This is a genomic window from uncultured Nisaea sp. (assembly GCF_963974195.1).
Taxonomy (GTDB): Bacteria; Pseudomonadota; Alphaproteobacteria; order Thalassobaculales; family Thalassobaculaceae; genus Nisaea.
Genome location: NZ_CAXBDC010000082.1, coordinates 1 through 20,895 on the forward strand (window position 1 = coordinate 1; position 20,895 = coordinate 20,895).

Below are 20,895 nucleotides of genomic sequence, written 5' to 3' on the forward strand. Positions count from 1 at the left end.
CGCTGATGCCGAAAGCGACGGCCGTCTGGCTGATCGACAATACGGCGTTGTCGTTTGAACAGATCGCCGATTTCTGCGGCTTGCATCCCCTCGAAGTTCAGGCCATCGCCGACGGCGAGGTCAGCTCCGGTATTCAGGGCATCGATCCGCTGCAGAACGGACAACTGGCACGGGGCGAGATCGAGAAAGCCCAGGCAGACTCGTCTTACCGGATGAAAATCCTGGTGAGCACGCTGCCGCAGCCGAAAGCCCGCTCCAAGGGACCGAAATACGTCCCGGTTTCCAAGCGCGGCGACAAGCCGGACGCAATCGCCTGGCTGGTCAAGCACCATCCGGAGCTGAAGGATGCCCAGGTCGCGAAACTGGTTGGCACGACCAAGGACACGATCGACAAGGTCCGTGACCGCACGCACTGGAACTCCCAGAACATCACGGCCCGCCATCCGGTCCTTCTCGGTCTCTGCTCGCAGATCGACCTTGATCAGGCCGTGACCAAGGCAGGCGGCACCGTCGCTCCGCCTGAAACCCAGCTCGAATCGATTTCCGAAGTGCCCTGACATTTCGGAGAGACAGGAAAACGGCCGGTCGTTTGACCGGCCGTTTTTCGTTAGACGGCACTTATCGTCCTATTCCAGGGCTCCGTCGCTGAACGCCGCCATATGAAAAGCAAGCTGTGGCGCGCCGTAGATATAGTCGCGGCCAACGGGACAGGCCCGGCGGGCCAGGCACGAGCCTTCAAGGCATGCTTCCCCCTCGCCGGATGCGAGATGGGACCGGCACGCCCGCACGTCATAGCCGCGTTCCGAGAATGCGGAAACCGGACATGTCGCGAGGCAGGGCCGGTCGGGGCAGTCTTCGCAGGGGCTGCGCGTCGTGGCGTCAGCCGAAACCGGCAGATCCAGAGCCGCCTCGAACAACAACGCTCCCCTGTATCCATGCCAGAGACCGTACACGGGGTGGATCAGGATACCGATCGGCGACGGGAAAACCGGCTCGGCCCGCATCGCCCATTGCTGGAACGGCCGATAGGGCGGCCCGTCGGACGGCAGCACCGCCCTCCCCCCGAACAATCCGGCCACGGCGCCCAGCACCTCTGCGCTCCAGCGATCCAGCGGGTCTGTGCCGGCTGGCCGGTTTGCGGAAAATTGCCCCCACATCCCCGGCCCGGCATTTCCGGCCAGAAGAACCGTTCCGACTGATTCGCCCCCGGCAAGCGCCATTTCCCGCGCATCCGGATGAAATCCACCACGCAGCAGCAATCCATGACGCGCGAGAGCCGCCGCGATCCTGTCGCAGATAGTCATCGGACCCTTCCCCGGTCACTCCAAGCCATGATCAAAATCGCCTATTCCCGACCCAGTGTCCCGTTGCCGACATAGCTGCCGCCAGAGCCACCCGAAAACATCCGGCAACGCCTTATTTTCATTGCTCCCGGGCACCGACTTGGTTTTATCCTTTTCCCGACAAAATTACGGGACTGGAAAAAAACCAAAACCCGTTCGGTGGAGAGTATGGCCAAATATGTTCGACGACCCAAATGACGTCCCGCTCACCATCGATTTCTTTCTGACGCCGAACTTTTCGCTGCTTCCCTTTACCGCTGCCGTAGAGCCCCTGCGCTCGGCCAACCGCATGGCCGGAAAGACGCTGTATCACTGGCGCGTGCTGAGCGAGGACGGCAATCCCGTACAGGCCAGCAACGGCGTCGAGGTGAATACGGTCGGAACCCTCTATGACCTGACCAATTCGGACGCCGTCATCGTCGCCGCCGGGATCGATGCCCAGCACTACAAGAATGACCGTGTGTTCGGCGCCCTGCGCCGGCTGTCCCGCCAGGGGGCGGCCATCGGCTCGGTCTGCACCGGCGCCCATGTCCTGGCCCGGGCCGGGTTGCTGGAAGACCGGCGCTGCACCATCCATTGGGAAAATCTCGGCGGCTTCACCGAAGAGTTTCCCGAAATCGACGTGACCTCGGACCTGTTCGAAATCGACCGGGACCGTTTCACCTGCTCCGGTGGCACCGCCGCCCTCGACATGATGCTGCACCTGATCGCCAGACAGCACGGCTTCAAGCTGGCGAACGAGGTCTCGGAACAATTCATACATGACCGGATCCGCGAGCCGCACGACCATCAGCGCATGGAACTTCGTGCCCGCCTCGGTGTCAGCCATCCGAAGCTGATCAACGTGATCGCCGAGATGGAAGCCAATCTGGAAGAACCGCTGAGCCAGACCACCCTTGCGGACAAGGCCGGGCTCTCGACCCGGCAGCTGGAGCGATTGTTCCGGAAATATCTTTCCAGCACGCCAACCCGCTACTACCTCAATCTCCGCCTGCAGCGGGCTCGCCAGCTGCTGGCCCAGACCAGCATGTCCATCTTGTCGGTGGCGCTGGCCTGCGGCTTCGTCTCCGCCAGCCATTTCTCGAAATGCTACCGGGAATGTTTCGGCCGGACTCCGCGCGCCGAACGGGCGGTGCGGCACGACGCACCGACACTGGTCATGCAAAAGCTCGCGGGTTAAATCCCACGCGTTACCCTGCCTAATTGCATCGCAACAAAATCTCGTTTGACCTCAAAGGTCTCCGGACGCACATCTAGCCGGCATATAACGGGATCCATGATGACGACCTTTACTTCGACCGGCATGCGCAAGGGCGCATTTATGATCTGGCCCATCGCCGTCAGCGGTTTCTTCTTTGCCGTCGCGGTCGGTGTGATCGGACGCAATGTGGGAATGAGCTGGCTGGAAGCCGTCACCATGAGCGGCTTCGTGTTCGCCGGTGCCTCCCAGGTTGCGATCGTCAATCTCTGGCAGGATCCGCTGCCGCTGTTGATCATCGCCATCACGACACTCGGCATCAATTCCCGCATGCTGCTGATGGGCGCCTCGATCCGGGAATGGTTCGAGCCGCTGCCCCGGCACCTCACCTGGATCAGCCTGTTTTTCCTGACCGACGCGAACTGGGCCGTCGCCATTTCGGAGCGCCGGAAGGGCGCGACGGATGCCGGAATTCTGCTCGGCTCCGGTATCGCACTCTGGTTCAGCTGGGTGTTCGGCACCGGGCTCGGCCATGCCCTCGGCGCCGCGCTGGACCCGAAGGCCCTCGCCTTCGACGTGCTGCTGCCGGCCTTCTTCGTCATCATGATCAAACCGATCTGGACCGGCAGGAAACAGATCCTGCCCTGGGCCGTGGCCGCTGCCGGCGCAATTCTGGCGAACGAGTACGTCCCGGGCGAAGCCCATGTGGTGATCGGCGGCATTGCCGGATCTCTTGTCGGAGGGCTGCTTCGTGAACGCTGAGTTGCTCGCCCCCTATCTTGCGTTCGACTGGACCGCGATGGTCGCCATCCTGCTGATGGGGCTGGTGACCTATTTCACCCGGATCGGCGGCTTCCTGATGATGCGCTGGGTGCCGGAAGGCGGCTTCGTGTCCCGCTGGCTCGCGGCCATACCGGGAGCTGTCCTGGTGGCGATCCTGGCGCCGACGATCTGGCATACAGGCTGGCTGGAACGCGCGGCCCTGCTCATTGTCGCCGCCCTCTCCCTGATCGGTGCCAATCCACTTGTCGCCGTGGCTGTCGGCACCGCCACCGTTGCCGCGGGCCGGGCATTCCTCTTCTAGCTATACCGGAGATTGCCAGTCAGGGCCCGGATCGGGCAGAGTCCTGCCTGACACAGGATGGGCAAACGCATGCAGACCGAAGAAGCAGAGCTCCTGGCTCTGGCAGAAGATACCTCTGCTGACGGCACTGACCGCACAGCCGTCCTGATCGATCTGTCATCGATTCCCCATATCAGCGATCCGATTTTCTTCCGGACGCTGATCGCCCGCATCGATGTCGTACCGGCAAACGGCACGTCCCGGATGTACCGGCTTTCCCACCATATTGTCGCAATCGTCGCGCCGGACGATCAGATCCACCTGGCCATACGTGCCGTGGAGAAACTGGACGCCTTCCTGAAACGCAGCGGACGGGGCGCGGCACGGCACCAGGAACTCCGGCTCGCAACGGAATCGGCAAAGATCGCGAAGATCTGCCGCAAACTGATGACCGACGCAGGCCCCCGGCCGGATCGCGGGAAGGACCAGGGCGAGCTGGCGAGTTTCATGCGGCTTTTCGAATCCCTGCGGAACGCGGATATCGCCAATCTGGTACGGGAACAGACGATCTGGGATCTCTCGCAACTGAATGAGCCAAAGGCACAGGCCAGCGCACTGACCGTCTCGATCGACGCGCTGGACGATATGTTCGGGCAGGACATCCGGGCCAACCCGTGGCTTTTCGAAAAGGTCATCGAGGTTATCGATATCCGCATGCTCGATCATCTTGTGGATGACCGCCTGAAAGCCGGCAAGACCTACGCCGTGAACGTCAACAGCACCGTGGTGATCGAGGGCGAGCTGGACGACTCCTTCGCGGCCATTCCAATGACCACCCGCAAACGCATCCTGCTTGAAGTTCCCTATGTCGAGGCGCTGCACGAGCGGGCTGACTTCGACCGCATGGTCACTGTTCTGGAACATGAAAAATTCCCCGTCGCCCTGGACGGCATCCGCTGGTCCTCCCTGCCGAAACTCGAAGTGCCGCCGGACCGCTTCGCCTATCTGAAGATCATGTGGGACCGGCATCTGACGCCCACGAACGAAGCCGATTGGGCAGCCTTTTCCGCATCCGTGGCCAAGCTCGGCCCGGAGCGCTTCATTCTCTTCAATTGTGTGGACGAAGCGGCGATCCCGGATCTGATTACACTCGGGCTTACCCTGTTTCAGGGCCGGGGCGTCGAAAACTTCATGCGGCAGGAGCGGGTCGTGACGCTGCATGCCGGCACGCGCGCGGAACAGCCGGAGCGCCTTGCGGACGAGACCAGCCGCACCGGCCGCCAGAAAGGAATTCTCGGCAAGGTTCTTGGCGGATAACATTCCTCTGTCCGCCGCGTTTCAGCTGCGGCAATCTGGAACTTGATTTGCGCGCCACGGCCATCGACCATACGTTCAGGGAAACATTATAAAAAACGATATCAGGGAGGCTCGAAATATGGGCCAGTTTGACGACGTCTATCGGCACTCTCTCGACGACCCGGAAGCATTCTGGGGCGCGGCGGCCGAAGACATTTTCTGGTTCAAGCGCTGGGACAGGGTGCTCGACGACAGCAAGCCGCCCTTCTACCGCTGGTATCCCGGCGGTGTGACCAACACCTGCTACAACGCCCTCGACCGTCACGTCGCCGAAGGGCGCGGCGATCAGGCCGCCCTGATCTATGACAGCCCGGTCACGGACACCAAGCAGACCTTCACCTACAGCGAGCTGACCGACAAGGTCGCCGCCTTTGCCGGCGCGCTCGCCAAACACGGCCTCGGCTATGGCGACCGGGTGATCATCTATATGCCGATGATCCCCGAAGCCGTGATCGCCATGCTGGCCGCCACCCGGATCGGTGCCGTGCATTCCGTGGTCTTCGGAGGTTTCGCCTCAAGCGAGCTGGCAAAGCGGATCGACGATTGCAAGCCGAAGTTGATCGTCAGCGCCTCCTGCGGCATCGAGCCGGGCCGCACCGTCGCCTACATGCCGCTGCTCGACGGCGCCATTGAGATGGCGACCCACAAGCCGGATCATTGCATCGTCCATCAGCGCCCAATGGCGGAAGCCAAACTGACGCCAGGCCGGGACATCGAGTGGAACGCGGCCCATGAGGGCGCCGCGCCGGCCCCTTGCGCCGAAGTGCTCGCCACCGACCCCGCCTATATCCTCTACACCTCCGGCACCACAGGCGTCCCCAAAGGCGTGGTGCGCGCCACCGGCGGCCATATCGTCGCCCTTAAATGGTCCATGCAGAACGTCTACGGCGTCGACCCGGGCGAAGTGTTCTGGGCCGCGTCGGATGTCGGCTGGGTGGTCGGCCATTCCTATATCGTCTATGCGCCGCTGTTCCACGGCTGCACCACCATGCTGTACGAGGGCAAACCGGTCGGCACGCCGGATGCCGGTGCCTTCTGGCGGGTGATCTCCGAGCACAAGGTCTCCGCCATGTTCACCGCGCCGACCGCGATCCGGGCGATCAAGAAGGAAGATCCCGACGGCAAGCTGCTCGCACAGTACGACCTGAGCCACTACAAGACCCAGTTCCTGGCTGGCGAACGGTGCGATCCGGACACGCTGCACTGGTGCGAGGAGAAACTGAAGGTTCCCGTGGTGGATCACTGGTGGCAGACCGAAACCGGCTGGCCGATTGCCTCCAATTGCATTGGCATCGAGAAACTTCCGGTAAAACCCGGCTCCCCGACCCGGGCGGTGCCCGGCTGGGATGTGCAGATCCTCGACGAAGCGAACAAGGAGATGAAGCGCGGAGAGATCGGCGCCATTTCCATCAAGCTCCCCATGCCCCCCGGCTCCCTGCCCACGCTCTGGCAGAATGACGACCGTTTCATTGAAAGCTACCTCGCGGACTATCCCGGTTATTACAAGACCGGGGACGCGGGCTACATGGACGAGGACGGCTATATCTATGTGATGAGCCGGACGGACGACATCATCAATGTCGCCGGACACAGGCTCTCCACCGGCGGCATGGAAGAAGTTCTGGCAAACCATCCGGCCGTCGCCGAATGCGCCGTCATCGGCGTCGCCGATCCGCTCAAGGGTCAGGTGCCACTGGGTTTCGTCGTGCTGAAGGACGGCGTGAACACACCGGCAGAGCAGATCCTGAAGGAGCTGGTGCAGATGGTCCGCGACCGGATCGGCCCGGTCGCCGCCTTCAAACAGGCCACCATCGTCCACCGCCTGCCGAAAACCCGCTCCGGCAAGATCCTGCGCGGTACCATGCAGAAGATCGCCGACGGCGAAACCTGCCCGGTACCCGCCACCATCGACGATCCGGCGATCCTGCCGGAAATCAGGAAAGCTCTGGAAGGGATCGGCTACGCGAAGTAGCTGAACAGCCGCCAGCACGCACATCCAAGGGAACAGAAAACCGTTTCACAGCTTGCTTGGCTCGTGAAACGGCCCTCGCCGAGTCACGACAAGGCACCTTAAAATAACTTTTAGAACAAAAAACTACTTATAGGCGATAATTATTCACTTATAAATTTATTATATCGAATAAATCAACCATTTCGGAAATCAACTTAATGGTGTAAAAATATACTCATCAATTAGCATAACATGTTATGCTGATTCTTTGTAAAAATCCATATAGGGAGCTCACATGTTTCAGGTCCGAAAACACAAGAAACTCGCCCAACTTGCAGCCTGTCTGGGCATTGGAGCCTCGCTGCTCCCGCCCGCCACCGAAGCGGAGGCATCCTGCGGCCCCGAAGACACTGTCTATCTCGGCTCCGTCTGCACCACGGCGATAAACTTCTGCCCAAGAGGCTATACGGAAATGGCCGGGCAGCTACTGGCTATCACAGATTTTAGCGCCCTATTTTCACTTTTGGGATGCACGTGGGGCGGGGACTGCCGTGCGAGCTTCGCCCTCCCCGACATGCGCGGACGATCTCCCATCGGGACGGGAACAGGCCCCGGACTGACCAAGATAGAACTTGGCCAATGGCGCGGAGCGGAAACTCACACGCTTAAGACAGCGGAGCTTGCCCAACATAATCACGTGGCTACTTTCACGCCCACCCCCGGGCCGGGAGTCACAGGTAAACTTGAGGCCTACACTTCCAGAGCCAACAGTGACGCACCGGTGACCGGGGACTTTATTTCAGGCGGCGGTGGGGCCGTGACATTCGGCACAGGGGGCCTAGGAGCACAATTGGTTGAGCTTGGCGGCCTGACTGTCTCAGGAGGCGAAAATTCCGGCGGCACTGTGACCGTCAGCAATACCGGCGATGCCAGGCCGTTCAGTATCCAGGACCCGGTGATGGCCCTGACCTATTGCATTGCGACAGAAGGGCTTTATCCACCGCGCAGCTGAAATGATCGCAATGACACCGCCCCGCACCAACGCGGGGTGGTGGCTCCGCCTTATATCGCCCCCTGGAAACACCTTTGCCGCGCCCCCTTCAAGCATCGAATCACCCGCCACACAGATCAATCGAGCCTCTCTGATCGACAAAACAGCACAATGTTCGCCCTTAACGGGCAGAATAACAGGTTATGAGGGAGAAAAATTTCACCTTAAACACTTCAAGCCTAAACCGGAAAAACCTCACCCACTAAAAGCCTTTAAATTTTTAACTTACAAAACACAAACCCTCTATTGACGCTAAAAATATTGATAATTCATGTAATTGACAGAAACAGAAGGCCCGAAATATAAATCCTAGATTAGATATTTAATTTCTAAAGCTTACCCTGAGTAAGCTATGGATTAACGTCGATGCACAATAGAAACACGATCCTGTTCGTCGATCGGGCGATAGACAGCGCCGAGACTCTGATATCCGGCCTGCAACCAAAAGATACAGTGTGTTTTCTTTCCAGGTCCGGCGGCCCGCTCACGGAAATTGCATCCGCTCTCACGGGCAGACGCAATGTGGACCGGCTCGTTATCCTGGCGCACGGTTCACCCGGCACGATTGAGTTCTCTGGTAATCGGGTCGACTGCGATTCATTACGTAATAACGAAACAGCCCTCGCGAACATCAAGGCCGCCCTGGCACCAGACGCCGAGCTTGTTCTCGCCTCGTGCTCGACCGGCGCAGGCGCCGCAGGCACACGCTTTGTCGACGCACTGGGGAGCACACTTGACGTCACAGTTTTGGCCGCGACAGAAGATTTGGGCGGTGATGCAGGATGGGACGCCCTGCCCGCGGCAGAATATCTGTTCGACCGTGACGCTCGAGAAAGCTATCCGCACAGGCTTGCGGTCTTCAATTTCGAATCAGGGTCAGGCGCGGCTGACGGCGGCGCGACCGTTACACAAACGGTCAGCGGAATAACCGCCACGGTATCGACCTCCGATGCGGGCGGTGTGGACTTGTCCGCCGGGTTGGATGGAACGCTGGCCACATTCGGAAGCGGCACTACAGAAGTAGGAACCACGACCCTGAAAGTGACTTTCAGCGGTACGGTCAACATCAGCTCAATCGATATCGTCAACTTCGCCAATGGTTCTACCGGTACTTACAATCTCAACGTCGACACGGGTACCGACCTTCAGATCGACAACACAGGCAACAGTGCGTTCACGGGCAATCTCAAAACCCTGACGTCTGCAAGCACTCCAAATATTTCGACTTGGACATCGGTGAACTCGATTGAGATTACCTATACTCCGGCAGCGTCGGAGAGCTATCAGCCCGGCTTCGACAACATCGTCTTCACCTCTGCAGCTCCAGCGAACAATCTTCCCGCCCTCGGCGGCACCCCAGACAACGAAGCCATCGACGAGGCATCGACGAACCAGGCCATCGACCTGTCCGCCTACAACATCTCCGACGGTGACGGCGACACCATCACTCTGACCCTCAACGTCACTACAGGAACGATCGCGACGACGGATGGCAACGGCACGACCGGTGGCGTGACGATCCAAAACTCCGGCACCCAGACGATGACCCTTGAGGGTACCGCCGCCAATCTTAACACCTATCTGGACGACAGCTCCAAGGTTGTCTTCACGCCGGTTTCCTCCAGCATATCGGCAGTCACACTGACGGTCACGCCGAACGACGGAACAGGTGACGGCTCTAACGATACCGTGACCATCACCATCAATGACATTACGGCGGCGAGCACGAGCGCGGCCGGCTTCAACACCACGAACGGCACCAATCTTACCCCCGGCATCACCTTCGGTACCGGCGGCGAAACGCTGACCATCGCCGATGCCAGCCATATCACCAGCACATCCGTGGCAAATGGCGGCGGCGGCACGGACACCCTTGTGCTTTCCAATGGCGGCGATCTGTCGACCACCGGCTTCACGCTTACGGGCTTTGAGAATCTGACTCTCAACAGCGGCGTCAACGCCACCATGACGGTAACGCAGCATGAAGCGTTTACGACAGTCACCGGCACCGGCACGAACACTGTCACCCTGAATGGTACAGGCAGCACTACCGCCGAAACCCAGATCGAAAACTATACCCTCGCCAACGGTGGCATCACGATCACGCTGAGCGGGGCTGCGCAGAACGTCACCGGAAGCAGCGGCGCCGATACGATCAATGTCAATGGCCTGACAGTGACCGGCACCCTGAACGGCAATGGCGATACGGACACACTGCAGCTAGGCAACAATGCCAATATTTCCGGAGCCGCCGTCTCCAACGTCGAGAACCTGTCCGTGAATTCCGGTGCTTCCGTCACCATGACCGAGGCCCAGCACGACGGCTTCAGCGCCATAGACGGCACCGACACCAACCTGATCGCCCTGTCTTCCGCCAATGGTGACGGCGCCGTCACCGGCGATGCCGATATCGAGAACTATAATCTTGATGCCGCTATCACCTTCACTCTCGGTGCCGCCGGGCAAAATGTCACCGGCAATGCCGGCGCTAGCCAGACGGTCCAGTCCTCGGCCTCAATCGATACCCTGACCGGGACCCTGAACGGTGGGTCCGGCGGCAGCGATACGCTGGTGCTGGATGACGGCGACAATATTTCCGGCGCCACCGTCAGCAATTTCGAGAATCTGACTCTTTCCGGCGGCGCGTCGGTAACGATGACCGAAGATCAGCACGACGCGTTCTCCTCGGTCACCGCGCCGGGAGCCGATGTCATTACAATTTCGGCGGCCACCAACGGTTTTCAGACGCAGACGGCGGTCGAAAAATACATCCTCGGAGTGGCCAACGCGACCACCATTGCCGGCGGTACCCAGGATGTCACGGGCTCGGGCGGCAACGACACGATCACTTTCCAGGGGTTGACCTACACCGGCACGCTTTCGAGCGGCGCCGGTACCGATGTGATCCAGATGACGACCGGAACGGACATCTCCGGCGCCACCATCTCCGGGTTCGAGAACCTGACCCTGGCTGGTAACGCGTCGGTGACGATGACCCTGTCTCAGCTCAACGGCTTCTCTGGAACAATCACCGCCGGAGGCAGCGAGACGGTGACTCTCTCGGGCGATGGCAACTTCTCGACAGTCGCCAACCTCGAGATCTATAATTTAGGCGACGATAGCACCAATGCCCGCACGATCACGGTTACCAATGCCGGGCACAGCGTCAGTGCGACCTCCGGCACCGATGCGGTTACCTTTGATGCCGGGGGGCTGACCCTGACAGGAACACTGACCGGCGAAGGCTCGGTCAACGATATCCTGTCGCTCGGCAACGGTGCAAACATCTCGGGCGCGACGATTTCCGGCATCGAGGACCTGACGCTGGGGTCCGGCGCCTCAGCCACGATGACCACGGCTCAACTGAACGGTTTCACCGGAACGATCAGCGCCGACGGCACCAATACGATCACCCTGACCAGCACGGGAACCCTCAGCAACAGCAATCTCGGAGCCGTTGAAACCATTGCCACGGCCAGCGGCGGCGCGGAGACGATCACGCTCACCGCTTCAGCCGCCTCGGGCAAAACGCTGACCGCAACGGATACCGGGGCCGACCATTTTGTCGTGACAGGCTCGGCTGGCGCGCAAGGCATTACTGGCAGTGCCGGTGGCGACACGATCGATGGGGGCGCGGGTGCCGATACGCTCGGTGGCGGTGCTGGTACGGATAGCCTTACTGGCGGGGCCGACACCGACCAGTTCACGGGTTCTGTAAGCGATCTGAACGGTGACACCATCACCGATCTGGCATCAGGTGAGACCATATTGCTGACAGGTGTCACTGGATTGACGACGGCGAATGTCCGGTTCAATGGCAGCAGCGTGCAAATTGATACCGACGCGACAGACTTTGGCTCTCCCGAGGTGACGATCACCACCAGCACCGATCTGTCCTCCTCGCTGACCATCTCGTCGGTGGCGGACTCCGGGAGCAATACGCTGATTACCCTGGGAAGCGCGAGTGTCTCGGCGACGACGAATGCTGCGGGTTTCAACACGACCAACGGCACGAACCTTACCCCGGCCTCAACCTTCGCCGGTACCGACGACACCCTGACGGTCGCCGATGCCAGCCATATCACCAGCACATCCGTGGCAAATGGCGGTGGCGGCACCGACACGATCGTGCTGGCAGACGGCAGCGATCTGACCACGACCGGTTTCACGTTTACCTCGTTCGAGACAGCGACTCTCTCCGCCAATGCCTCGGTGACGATGAGTGAAAACCAGCATGACGCTTTCGGCACGATCAATGGCAATAGCGGCACCGAGTCGATTACCCTGAATGCGGCAAACGGTGACGGTAATGTCACCGGTGATGCCGATATCGAGACCTACAATCTGAACGGAGCCTTCACGTTTACCCTCGGGGCCGCCGGGCAGAGCGTTACCGGCAATGCTGGCGCCAACCAGACAGTACAATCCTCGGCCTCGATCGATACCCTGACCGGCACCTTGAATGGCGGTACCGGTGGGTCCGATACCCTGGTGCTGGATGACGGCGACAACATCGCCGGTGCCACGGTCTCGAACTTCGAGAACCTGACTCTCGGCTCCGGTGCCTCTGTCAGCATGACAGCGGCCCAGCTTGGTGGCTTCACCGGTACGGTGACGGCGGCAGGTACGGAAACCATTACCCTTACCGCAACCGGAAACGCTTCCGGTGCCAGCCTTGCCGCGATCGAAACGATCGCCACGGCGGCCGATGCCTCGGCCCAGACCGTAACGCTTACCGCAATCCAGGCAGCCGGCAAGACGCTCACCGCCGGCGATGCGGGAAGCGATCACTTTGTCATCACCGGCTCCGCCGGGAACCAGGCAATTACCGGAAGCGCGGGTGGCGATACGATAGACGGAGGAGCCGGAAACGACTCTCTGTACGGTTTCACCGGCGCGGATTTCATTTCCGGCGGGGACGGGGCGGATCTTCTCGTTGGAAACAGCGGAGCCGATACACTTAACGGTGGGGCCGGCAACGATACTTTCAGCGGCAGTGCGTCAGACTTCAACGGAGACCTTATTTCAGGCCTTGCCGCAGGCGACGTAATCACAATCAACTCTGCTGACCTGACCGCCCTCAACGGCACCACGCTCGGCAGCACTATCAATCTTGGCGGCCCCAACACCCTCAATTTCTCCGGAGCGGCCAGCAATCTGAAGATTTCCGCATCGCTAAATGGTGGCAATACGACCCTGACCTTCGCCACGCCCGTGGTCACACCGCCGTCTTCTGGCGGGGGCAGCTCCGGTCCGGTGGTCGTCACGGACAATCCCACGGACACCTCGACCGGCGGCGCACGCACCATCACCAACAACGGGTCGACGTCCGGCAGCGCGGCCATCGTGCAGAATACCGGCAATAACGGCAATATCGTCACCGCCACCCTGCCGGCGAACACAAGCATTTCCTCGGAGGGGCCAGCCGCCGCTCAATCCAGCACCGATGCCCTGAATACGCTGATCACCGCAATCGACAACCGTGACTCGACGGCCGAGACGGACCTGATCGGCGGAGCGAGAACCTTCCTCACCAAGCTGTCCACCACCACCATGCTGGACGTGCGCACGATCATCCCGACGACGACAAACAGCTCCCTCAGTGAGCCGATCGTGATCACCGGGACCGACGGCGGCACCCAATCAGAGGCCTTCGTCATCGATCTGCGCAGCCTGCCTTCCGGCAGCACCCTGCAGCTCGACAACATCGAGTTCGCCTCCATCATGGGGAATGCGACGGTGAATGGAGGTGCAGGTCAAAATTATGTGACGGGTGACGATAACAGCCAGTTCATCTCCCTTGGAGCCGAAGACGACACGCTATATGGCGGTGGCGGGACGGACACCATCGGCTCCGGGTACGGTGAGGATATCCTCTATGGAAACCAGGGCTCGGATCTGGTCTTCGGCGGCGGCGGGATGGACACGCTCTATGGCGGCCAGGACGCGGACACTGTCAGAGGCGATAACGACAACGATTTCGTTTATGGCAACAAGGGCAATGACACGCTCTCGGGCGGCGAGAATGACGATGTGCTGTTCGGCGGCCAGAACGACGATATTGTCTACGGTAATACCGGCAATGACAGCCTCAATGGCAATCTTGGTAACGACACGCTCTTTGGTGGTCAGGGAAATGACCTGATCTCCGGCCAAGCCGGGGACGACCGGCTCGCAGGCAACAAGGGAGACGACACCCTCGTCGGCGGCGATGGAGCTGATACCTTCGTCTTCCAGTTCGGCGGAGGGAACGACAGGGTCGAGGATTTCCAGACGGGTACCGACAGTCTGGAATTCCAGAGCGGTTTGACCTATACGGCATCTGAGAATGCAGGCAATACCGTCCTGACGCTCTCGGACGGCGGCACCGTCACGCTGGTCGGCGTTTCCCCTTCGGAGCTTGGCCTCACCGCCAGAGCCGGGTGGGAATTCGTATAGCATCCGCGCCTTTCTCCAGACAGACACCGCCAGAACCGGATGGTCACGATCTTAATTGCGAATGACTCGCAATATACGTATGGTGACCGCTCGATTCTGGTGTGATCAGTAAATTTGTCCTCCGTTCAAAAAGGCACCGTGTTTGAACGGGTCAAAGGCGTCTGTAATGAAAGGCACACTCCCGGACACGGTTTTGCTCAGGGCATTTCGCGAGCATGAGGGAGTCTTGCTCCGCTTCCTGTGCAGCCGGATCGACTCTCCCGCCATTGCCGCCGATATTCTCTATGACCTGCGTCTGAAACTTGCCAACGGCATGGAGCCGGCGGGCGTCCGTGATCCGCGCGCCTATCTTTTCACCATGGCGGGCAATCTCGCGACGGATCATCAGCGCGTGGAGCGCCGGCGGCGCGAGATTCTGAAAGAGGCGCAGGCAACCAGTTGGCAGCAATCCGACGAAGTCACCCCGGAGCGGCATGCCATCGCCCGCGCCGAGCTGGCCCATATGGAGGCCGTCATCATGGCCTTCCCTCCCCGGCGCCGGCGGATTCTCTATCTCAGCCGGTTCGACGGCATGAGCCAGAAAGAGATCGCGGATGACATGGGACTGGGCATCACGACGGTCTACAAGGAGCTGAAAACAGCGATGCTGCTTCTTCTCGACGCCCGGAAACGCTTCCAGTCCGGAAATACCGGCACCGAAAACAGCACCCTCGCTCGTCATCTATCTGAGGACGGCAACACCTAGACGGATCGTCCGGGCAGCCCGCCATCCCGGACGGTCAACAATCAAGTAACCGGACCAGCAAGAGTATCGAACCCATGTCGGAAGTGATCGACGAAAAAGCGACAGACTGGCTGCTACGGCTGAATGAAGCCGATGCGACAGCACAGGATTTCGACGCTTTCAACACCTGGTGCGCGCGCGATCCAAGGCATCGTGAGGCCTATGAGAAGGTTGCCGGTCTTTGGTCCGATCTGGAAAGCTTGCAATCTGTGATCGCCGAGTCCGATGCGGGAAATGTCACCGCATTTCCTGACGGGACGGGGGCCAGAAGCCAGCCCGCTCGGGTCAGAGGCCGGGTTGCCCGCCGCGTGTGGATCGGTGCGATTGCCGCCTGCATCGCCCTTTTCCTTGTCTTCTCCACACTCGAGGCACCGCATTATTTCGCCGACCACAGCACCGCGACCGGCCAGCAATCGGTCATTCACCTCGCAGACGGCACTGTCGGGTATCTCAATACGGATACGGCCATCGATGTCTCCTTCGGACCGGCAGGCCGCCGGATCAGCCTTCTGAAGGGCGAAGCGCTCTTCGAGGTCGCAAAAGACCCCGCTCGCCCGTTCGAGGTCAGCGCCCATGGCGGGCGTGCCGTGGCGCTTGGAACCACCTATGCCGTTCGTGCGGACTTCCGCTCCGGCGCGACCGCGGTGACTGTCGCGGAGGGAATCGTTTCGGTCCGGACGGGAGACGGCAACGGCTCCCAATCCATCGTCAATGCCGGCCAGCAGGTCCGTTATTCAGCGGATGGGACGCTTACACCCGTCGCGACTATCGATGTCGCGGATGCCCTGGCCTGGAGGCGCGGCCTCATCTCATTCGACGACCTGCCCCTGGAAGACGCACTTGCCGAAGTCGACCGTTACATGCCCGGTCTGATCGTGCTGCTCGCCGGGGACGTGGCCTCCAAGGCCGTGACGGCAACGCTCTCGATAAAGAGCCTGGATGACGGCCTCGAAGCCCTGGCATCGACCCAGAACCTGTCCGTTCACAAAGTCTCTCCGTATCTGACTCTGCTGTACTGATCACCTCCGGATCACGCCCCGGTCCATGAAAATTCATTTTTTTCCAATTTTCCGGCACCGGGTCCCGGCGCCCCACTCGTCCCCTTAACGAGAGCAATGAGAATAGTTCTTATTTTCATTGCGAACGCGCAACCTGGGGGATTTTTCGTGCGTTTGAAAACAAACAGAAACCGGCGGCATATCCGCTCGGCCGCCATGACCGGCGCCATGATGGGTGCCGTTTTCGTAGGTTTTGCCGATACGGCAACCTTCGCAGCAACGGGGACCGCAGCTGACGGGCAGGTCACACTGGCGCAGGCCGCGGCCGAATATGATTTCTCGATCCGGCAGCAACCGCTGACCACGGCGCTCGATCTCTTTGCCGCGCAAACGGGTATTTCCTTTGCTTACGGGACCGAAGAGCTGGCCAGCATCACCGCACCCGGCCTGAGCGGCACCCACACCGTCGAGCAGGGCCTGAAGCTGCTGCTTGGCGGCACCGGGATCTCCTACAGATTTACCGGAGAGACGACTGTCAGCCTGACAGCAGCGGCCCGGTCGGATGCGGACGGTGCGGTGCTCGATCCGATCCGGGTGGTCGATACACCCGGCCGCGGGGTCGGCCTCGGACGGCATCCCTATGCGGCGGACGGCGCCAACTCGATCGAGATCGGCCCGGAAGACATTGAACGCCGGAACCCGGTCAATCTCCGCGATCTTTATGCCGGTGATTCAGCCGTCTCTGTCGGTGGCGGGATACCGGCGGCCCAGAAGGTCTATGTGAACGGTATCGAGGAAACGCAACTCGCCGTGACCATTGACGGCAACCGGCAGAACAACAAGGTGTTCCATCATAACGGCACCAACCTGATCGATCCCAGCCTGCTGAAATCGGTACGGGTTGATCCGGGTGTTGCTCCGGCCGATGCCGGTCCGGGCGCTCTCGGCGGCTCCATCGCCTACGAGACAGCGGATGTCGCGGATCTCCTCGAGCCCGGCCGGGACTATGGAGGCTTCGTCACGGGAAGCTACGAGACCAACGGCGACACCTTCATCAACGGGCTTTCGGCCTATGGCCAGTCCAACGGATTTGAAGCGCTCGGATACTTCAAATGGGGCACCGGCGACGATTATGAGGACGGCGCCGGGAAGACCCTTGCGGGCACCGAGACCGATCTCATGAGCTTCCTGGTCAAGGGTGGATACGAATCCTCCAGCGGACATCGTCTCGAACTCAGCGCACAGGAATATCGCGACGATGCCGTACGGCCTTATCGTGCCAATGTCGGCAGCCTGACCAATCGGCCCACGCAGACAACGCGCAATTACGAGCTCAACAGCAAAAACTATGTGCTGAATTACAGCCTGACAAACCCGACCGACCTGATTGATCCGGTCATCACGATCGGTTTCTCGGAGGCAGAGGTCAATGTGCCCGAACCCTTCGGCAGCGAAGGCCGGACGGGTGGCTGGTCCGGCAAGATCGAGAACGATTTCCGCTTCGCCGACGTCAATGTTCTCACGGCCGGCGCGGACTTCTATCACAACTGGGCCAAATACGAGGATCCGAGCACAGTCGAGCTGGAAGAAAAGGCCACGAATTACGGCCTCTATGCCCAGTTCAGGACACGGCCGGTCGATATGCTTTCGATCTCAGCCGGTGTGCGTGGCGACTACCAGGAATTCGAAGGCGTTGGCGGGGAGGAATTCAACAATTCCGGCCTGAGCGGAAACATTTCCGCCGAGGTGTTCGCCACCGATTACCTGAGCTTCAACGCGGGTTATTCGAATGTCTGGGGCGGGATCGATCTCCAGGAAACCTACATTTTCAATCCGGCCTGGAACTATGACGGCATCGAGCCCGTACGCTCGAACAGCTACACAGCCGGCCTGAAGCTGGCGCATGGCGGCTTCTTCGCCGATGCAGGCGTCTTCAGAACCGAGATCGACAAGGCCCGCGAAGCGACCTATGGCGGGGGTCCGTTCATCCCGTTCGATTTTTCCAGCGAAGGCTTCACGCTGGGAGCGGGGTATAACTGGGGTGCCGGCTTCGTCCGCGTGTCTTATATCGATGCCGATGTCGAAATCGACGGTGTCGCTGGTGATTCGGACACGCTGCAGTATTTCGGCGTTCCGCTCGGCCGGATCATCAACCTGGAAGCCACTCACTATATCGAGCAGCTCGAACTCAAGGTCGGCGGTAATGTCGAGGTGGCGCTGGAGAACGATGATTCCGTAAGCCAGGGCTACCAGCCGCTCGAAGCCTATGAAGTGGTGAACCTGTTCGCGGAATATTCGCCGGAATTCGCTGAATTCCTCACCCTGAGGCTGGAAGCGAACAATCTGCTCGACGAAGATTATGCGGACCGGACGACATACGGACAGGAATTCTCCAATGTCGCGCCGATGAGTGAGCCGGGCCGCTCATTCATGCTCTACGCAAAAGCGAAGTTCTAGACCTCTATCCGTCTGGATAACGCACCGGTTCAGCGAGAAAGCTCTTCATGAGTCTTTCTCGCTGAACCTATTTCAGAAATGGAAAATTACTGCGGGAAAGCAGGGCGGATCAGGCGTTAAGCCCTTCCGGCACTGCTGGCGTTCCCATGGCCGGCGCATCCGGGATGCGGCCTTCCTCGATCCCGTGACAGGCAACCAGCGCGCCGTCGCCTGTCGGCTTCGGATCCGGGCGCTCGCTCCGGCAGCGATCATTCGCATAAGGGCAGCGCGGGTGGAAAGCGCAGCCAGACGGCGGATTGATCGGGTTCGGAACTTCGCCCGCCACCGGCATACGGTCCCGTCCGGACATTTCCAGATCCGGGATCGTGTCCAGCAGCAGACGCGTATAGGGATGGCGCGGCTTGCTGAACAGGACATTGGACGGCGCCACCTCGGCCAGACGGCCAAGATACATCACGCCGACCCGGTCGGAGACATGGCAGACTACGGCGAGGTTGTGGCTGATGAAGAGATAGGTCAGCCCCAGTTCCTTCTGCAGATCCCGCATCAGGTTCAGGATCTGGGCCTGGACCGACACGTCCAGTGCCGAGGTCGGCTCGTCGCAGACCAGGAAGTCCGGCTCGCTCGCAAGGGCGCGGGCGATGGACAGACGCTGACGCTGACCGCCGGAGAATTCGTGCGGGAACTTTTCCCCGTCAACCGGTGACAGACCAACCTGGGTCAGCAACTGGCCAACACGCTCCAGCACCTCGTCCGGGCTGTCCGCAAGACCGAATGCGCGGATCGGCTCGGCAATGATATCCCGGACCTTCCAGCGCGGATTGAGGCTGGCGAAGGGATCCTGGAAGATCATCTGCAGGCGGCGCCGGACCGGCGCCATCTCCTTGCGGGATTTGCCTGCGATATCCATGCCTTCGAATTCGATGGACCCGCTGCTCGGCCCATGCAGGCCGACAATGAGTTTCGCCACCGTGGACTTGCCGCAGCCGGACTCGCCAACAAGGCTGAAGGTCTCACCCGGTTTGATGGCGAAATCGATACCGTCGACGGCTTTCAGGATTTGCTTCGGCTGGCCTTCGAGAACCCGGTTCAGCCATGGGGCGGAAACGTCGAAATACCGCTTCAGGCCTTTCACCTCGAGGATCGTCTCGAAGCTCTCTTCTGCCCTGGATGCTTTTTTGGCGGGCGTCGTATCAGACATCGTCGCATTAGACATGGGCCGCCTCCTTGTCATAGAGCCAGCAGGCGACTTCGGTTCCGTCCGCATCCATCGGGTTCGGCCGTTCCTTGAAACAGCGGTCGAATGCCTTCGGGCAGCGCGGGTTGAACGCACAGCCGGTCGGGATGTTGGTCAGCCGGGGCATGGAGCCTTCGATCTGACGCAGTTTCTCGTCCGTATGGCCGATCACCGGAATAGAGCCCATCAGGCCTTCGGTATAGGGATGCTTGGCCTGCTTGACGACCTGACGCACCGGTCCGATCTCGGCGATCCGCCCGGCGTACATGACGGCCACGCGATCGGCGGTTTCCGCGATCACGCCCATATCATGGGTCACCAGCATCACCGCCGTGCCGTGATCCCGGCACAGCTTCTTCAAGAGCGCGATGATCTGCGCCTGAATAGAGACGTCGAGGGCCGTGGTCGGCTCATCGGCAACCACGAGCTTCGGATTGACACAGAGCGCGAGCGCAATAACGACACGCTGGCGCATACCGCCGGAGAACTGATGCGGATACTGGTCAACCCGCTTCTCCGGCGCCGGGATACCGACTTCCGTCAGCAACTCGACGGCACGTTCCCGGGCTTTCGTCGGCGTCATGTCCGTATGGGTCATGATCGTCTCGGTAAGCTGCCGGCCGACCGTGTAGAGCGGATTGAGGCTGGTCAGGGGATCCTGGAAAATCGCGCCGATCTCCCGGCCGCGGATTTTCCGCATTTCCTCGTAACCAAGATTGTCGATCCGCCGGCCGTTCATGACGATCTCGCCGCCGGCAACACGTCCGGGAGGCTCCAGCAGGCCGATGATGGCCGCGCCGGTGAGGGATTTACCGGCGCCGGATTCCCCGACCACGCCGAGCACTTCGCCTTCGTCGATGTGGAAAGACACATCGTCGATGGCCGTCAACAAGCCCTTCCGCGTCGGAAATTCGATACGGAGGTTTTTGACTTCAAGAAGATGTTTCGACATTAGCGCAGCTTCGGGTTGAGGGCGTCACGGAGCCAATCCCCGAGGAGATTGACGGCGAGCACGAGGA

15 protein-coding genes are annotated in these 20,895 nt (G+C 60.4%); 12 read left to right on the forward strand and 3 right to left on the reverse strand.

The window, feature by feature from the left end; translation table 11 throughout:
* The first annotated feature begins 2 nt into the window (after positions 1-2).
* Positions 3-557, forward strand: a complete 555-nt coding sequence (locus AAC126_RS16380) for a cell cycle transcriptional regulator TrcR (protein WP_339855201.1) — start codon at positions 3-5, stop codon at positions 555-557.
* Between the two features lie 69 nt (positions 558-626).
* Here the strand turns inward: AAC126_RS16380 and AAC126_RS16385 are convergent, their stop codons facing one another.
* Positions 627-1,304 (reverse strand): ferredoxin, encoded by a 678-nt coding sequence (locus AAC126_RS16385; protein WP_339855203.1) that lies wholly within the window; start codon positions 1,302-1,304, stop codon positions 627-629.
* Positions 1,305-1,521: 217 nt separating this feature from the next.
* Here AAC126_RS16385 and AAC126_RS16390 point away from each other — a divergent pair, with 217 nt between their 5' ends.
* The 11 genes from AAC126_RS16390 (at position 1,522) to AAC126_RS16440 (ending at position 18,639) form a co-directional block, all read left to right on the forward strand.
* A complete protein-coding gene (locus tag AAC126_RS16390; protein WP_339855205.1) occupies positions 1,522-2,523 on the forward strand; it encodes a GlxA family transcriptional regulator in 1,002 nt (333 codons plus the stop codon).
* A gap of 99 nt (positions 2,524-2,622) precedes the next feature.
* Positions 2,623-3,303 carry an AzlC family ABC transporter permease gene (locus AAC126_RS16395; RefSeq protein WP_339855207.1) on the forward strand — a complete coding sequence of 227 codons (681 nt, stop codon included), beginning with the start codon at positions 2,623-2,625 and terminating at the stop codon, positions 3,301-3,303.
* Positions 3,293-3,625, forward strand: a complete 333-nt coding sequence (locus AAC126_RS16400; RefSeq protein WP_339855210.1) for an AzlD domain-containing protein — start codon at positions 3,293-3,295, stop codon at positions 3,623-3,625. Before AAC126_RS16395 ends, AAC126_RS16400 begins: the two co-directional genes overlap by 11 nt.
* A gap of 69 nt (positions 3,626-3,694) precedes the next feature.
* Positions 3,695-4,921 (forward strand): hypothetical protein, encoded by a 1,227-nt coding sequence (locus tag AAC126_RS16405; protein ID WP_339855212.1) that lies wholly within the window; start codon positions 3,695-3,697, stop codon positions 4,919-4,921.
* 118 nt (positions 4,922-5,039) lie between these two features.
* Positions 5,040-6,932 (forward strand): propionyl-CoA synthetase, encoded by a 1,893-nt coding sequence (locus AAC126_RS16410; protein ID WP_339855214.1) that lies wholly within the window; start codon positions 5,040-5,042, stop codon positions 6,930-6,932.
* A gap of 274 nt (positions 6,933-7,206) precedes the next feature.
* A complete protein-coding gene (locus AAC126_RS16415; protein WP_339855217.1) occupies positions 7,207-7,923 on the forward strand; it encodes a tail fiber protein in 717 nt (238 codons plus the stop codon).
* A gap of 1 nt (position 7,924) precedes the next feature.
* Complete coding sequence (locus AAC126_RS16420; RefSeq protein ID WP_339855220.1) at positions 7,925-8,212, forward strand: hypothetical protein; 288 nt, start codon at positions 7,925-7,927, stop codon at positions 8,210-8,212.
* A 116-nt stretch (positions 8,213-8,328) separates the two neighbouring features.
* Entirely contained in the window at positions 8,329-14,400 is a 6,072-nt protein-coding gene (locus AAC126_RS16425; RefSeq protein WP_339855222.1) for a DUF4347 domain-containing protein, read from the forward strand.
* A 166-nt stretch (positions 14,401-14,566) separates the two neighbouring features.
* On the forward strand, positions 14,567-15,145 hold the full coding sequence (locus AAC126_RS16430) for an RNA polymerase sigma factor (protein WP_339855225.1): 579 nt from the start codon (positions 14,567-14,569) through the stop codon (positions 15,143-15,145).
* 74 nt (positions 15,146-15,219) lie between these two features.
* Positions 15,220-16,203, forward strand: a complete 984-nt coding sequence (locus AAC126_RS16435) for a FecR family protein (RefSeq protein WP_339855228.1) — start codon at positions 15,220-15,222, stop codon at positions 16,201-16,203.
* A 147-nt stretch (positions 16,204-16,350) separates the two neighbouring features.
* Positions 16,351-18,639 carry a TonB-dependent receptor gene (locus AAC126_RS16440; RefSeq protein ID WP_339855231.1) on the forward strand — a complete coding sequence of 763 codons (2,289 nt, stop codon included), beginning with the start codon at positions 16,351-16,353 and terminating at the stop codon, positions 18,637-18,639.
* Positions 18,640-18,748: 109 nt separating this feature from the next.
* On the opposite strand, the gene AAC126_RS16445 is transcribed toward AAC126_RS16440, so the two are convergent.
* Together AAC126_RS16445 and AAC126_RS16450 are read right to left on the reverse strand one after the other, a co-directional pair.
* Positions 18,749-19,855 carry an oligopeptide/dipeptide ABC transporter ATP-binding protein gene (locus tag AAC126_RS16445; protein WP_339855233.1) on the reverse strand — a complete coding sequence of 369 codons (1,107 nt, stop codon included), beginning with the start codon at positions 19,853-19,855 and terminating at the stop codon, positions 18,749-18,751.
* Positions 19,848-20,828, reverse strand: a complete 981-nt coding sequence (locus tag AAC126_RS16450) for an ABC transporter ATP-binding protein (protein ID WP_339855236.1) — start codon at positions 20,826-20,828, stop codon at positions 19,848-19,850. The genes AAC126_RS16445 and AAC126_RS16450 overlap by 8 nt, the downstream gene beginning before the upstream one ends.
* Between the last annotated feature and the right edge of the window lie 67 nt (positions 20,829-20,895).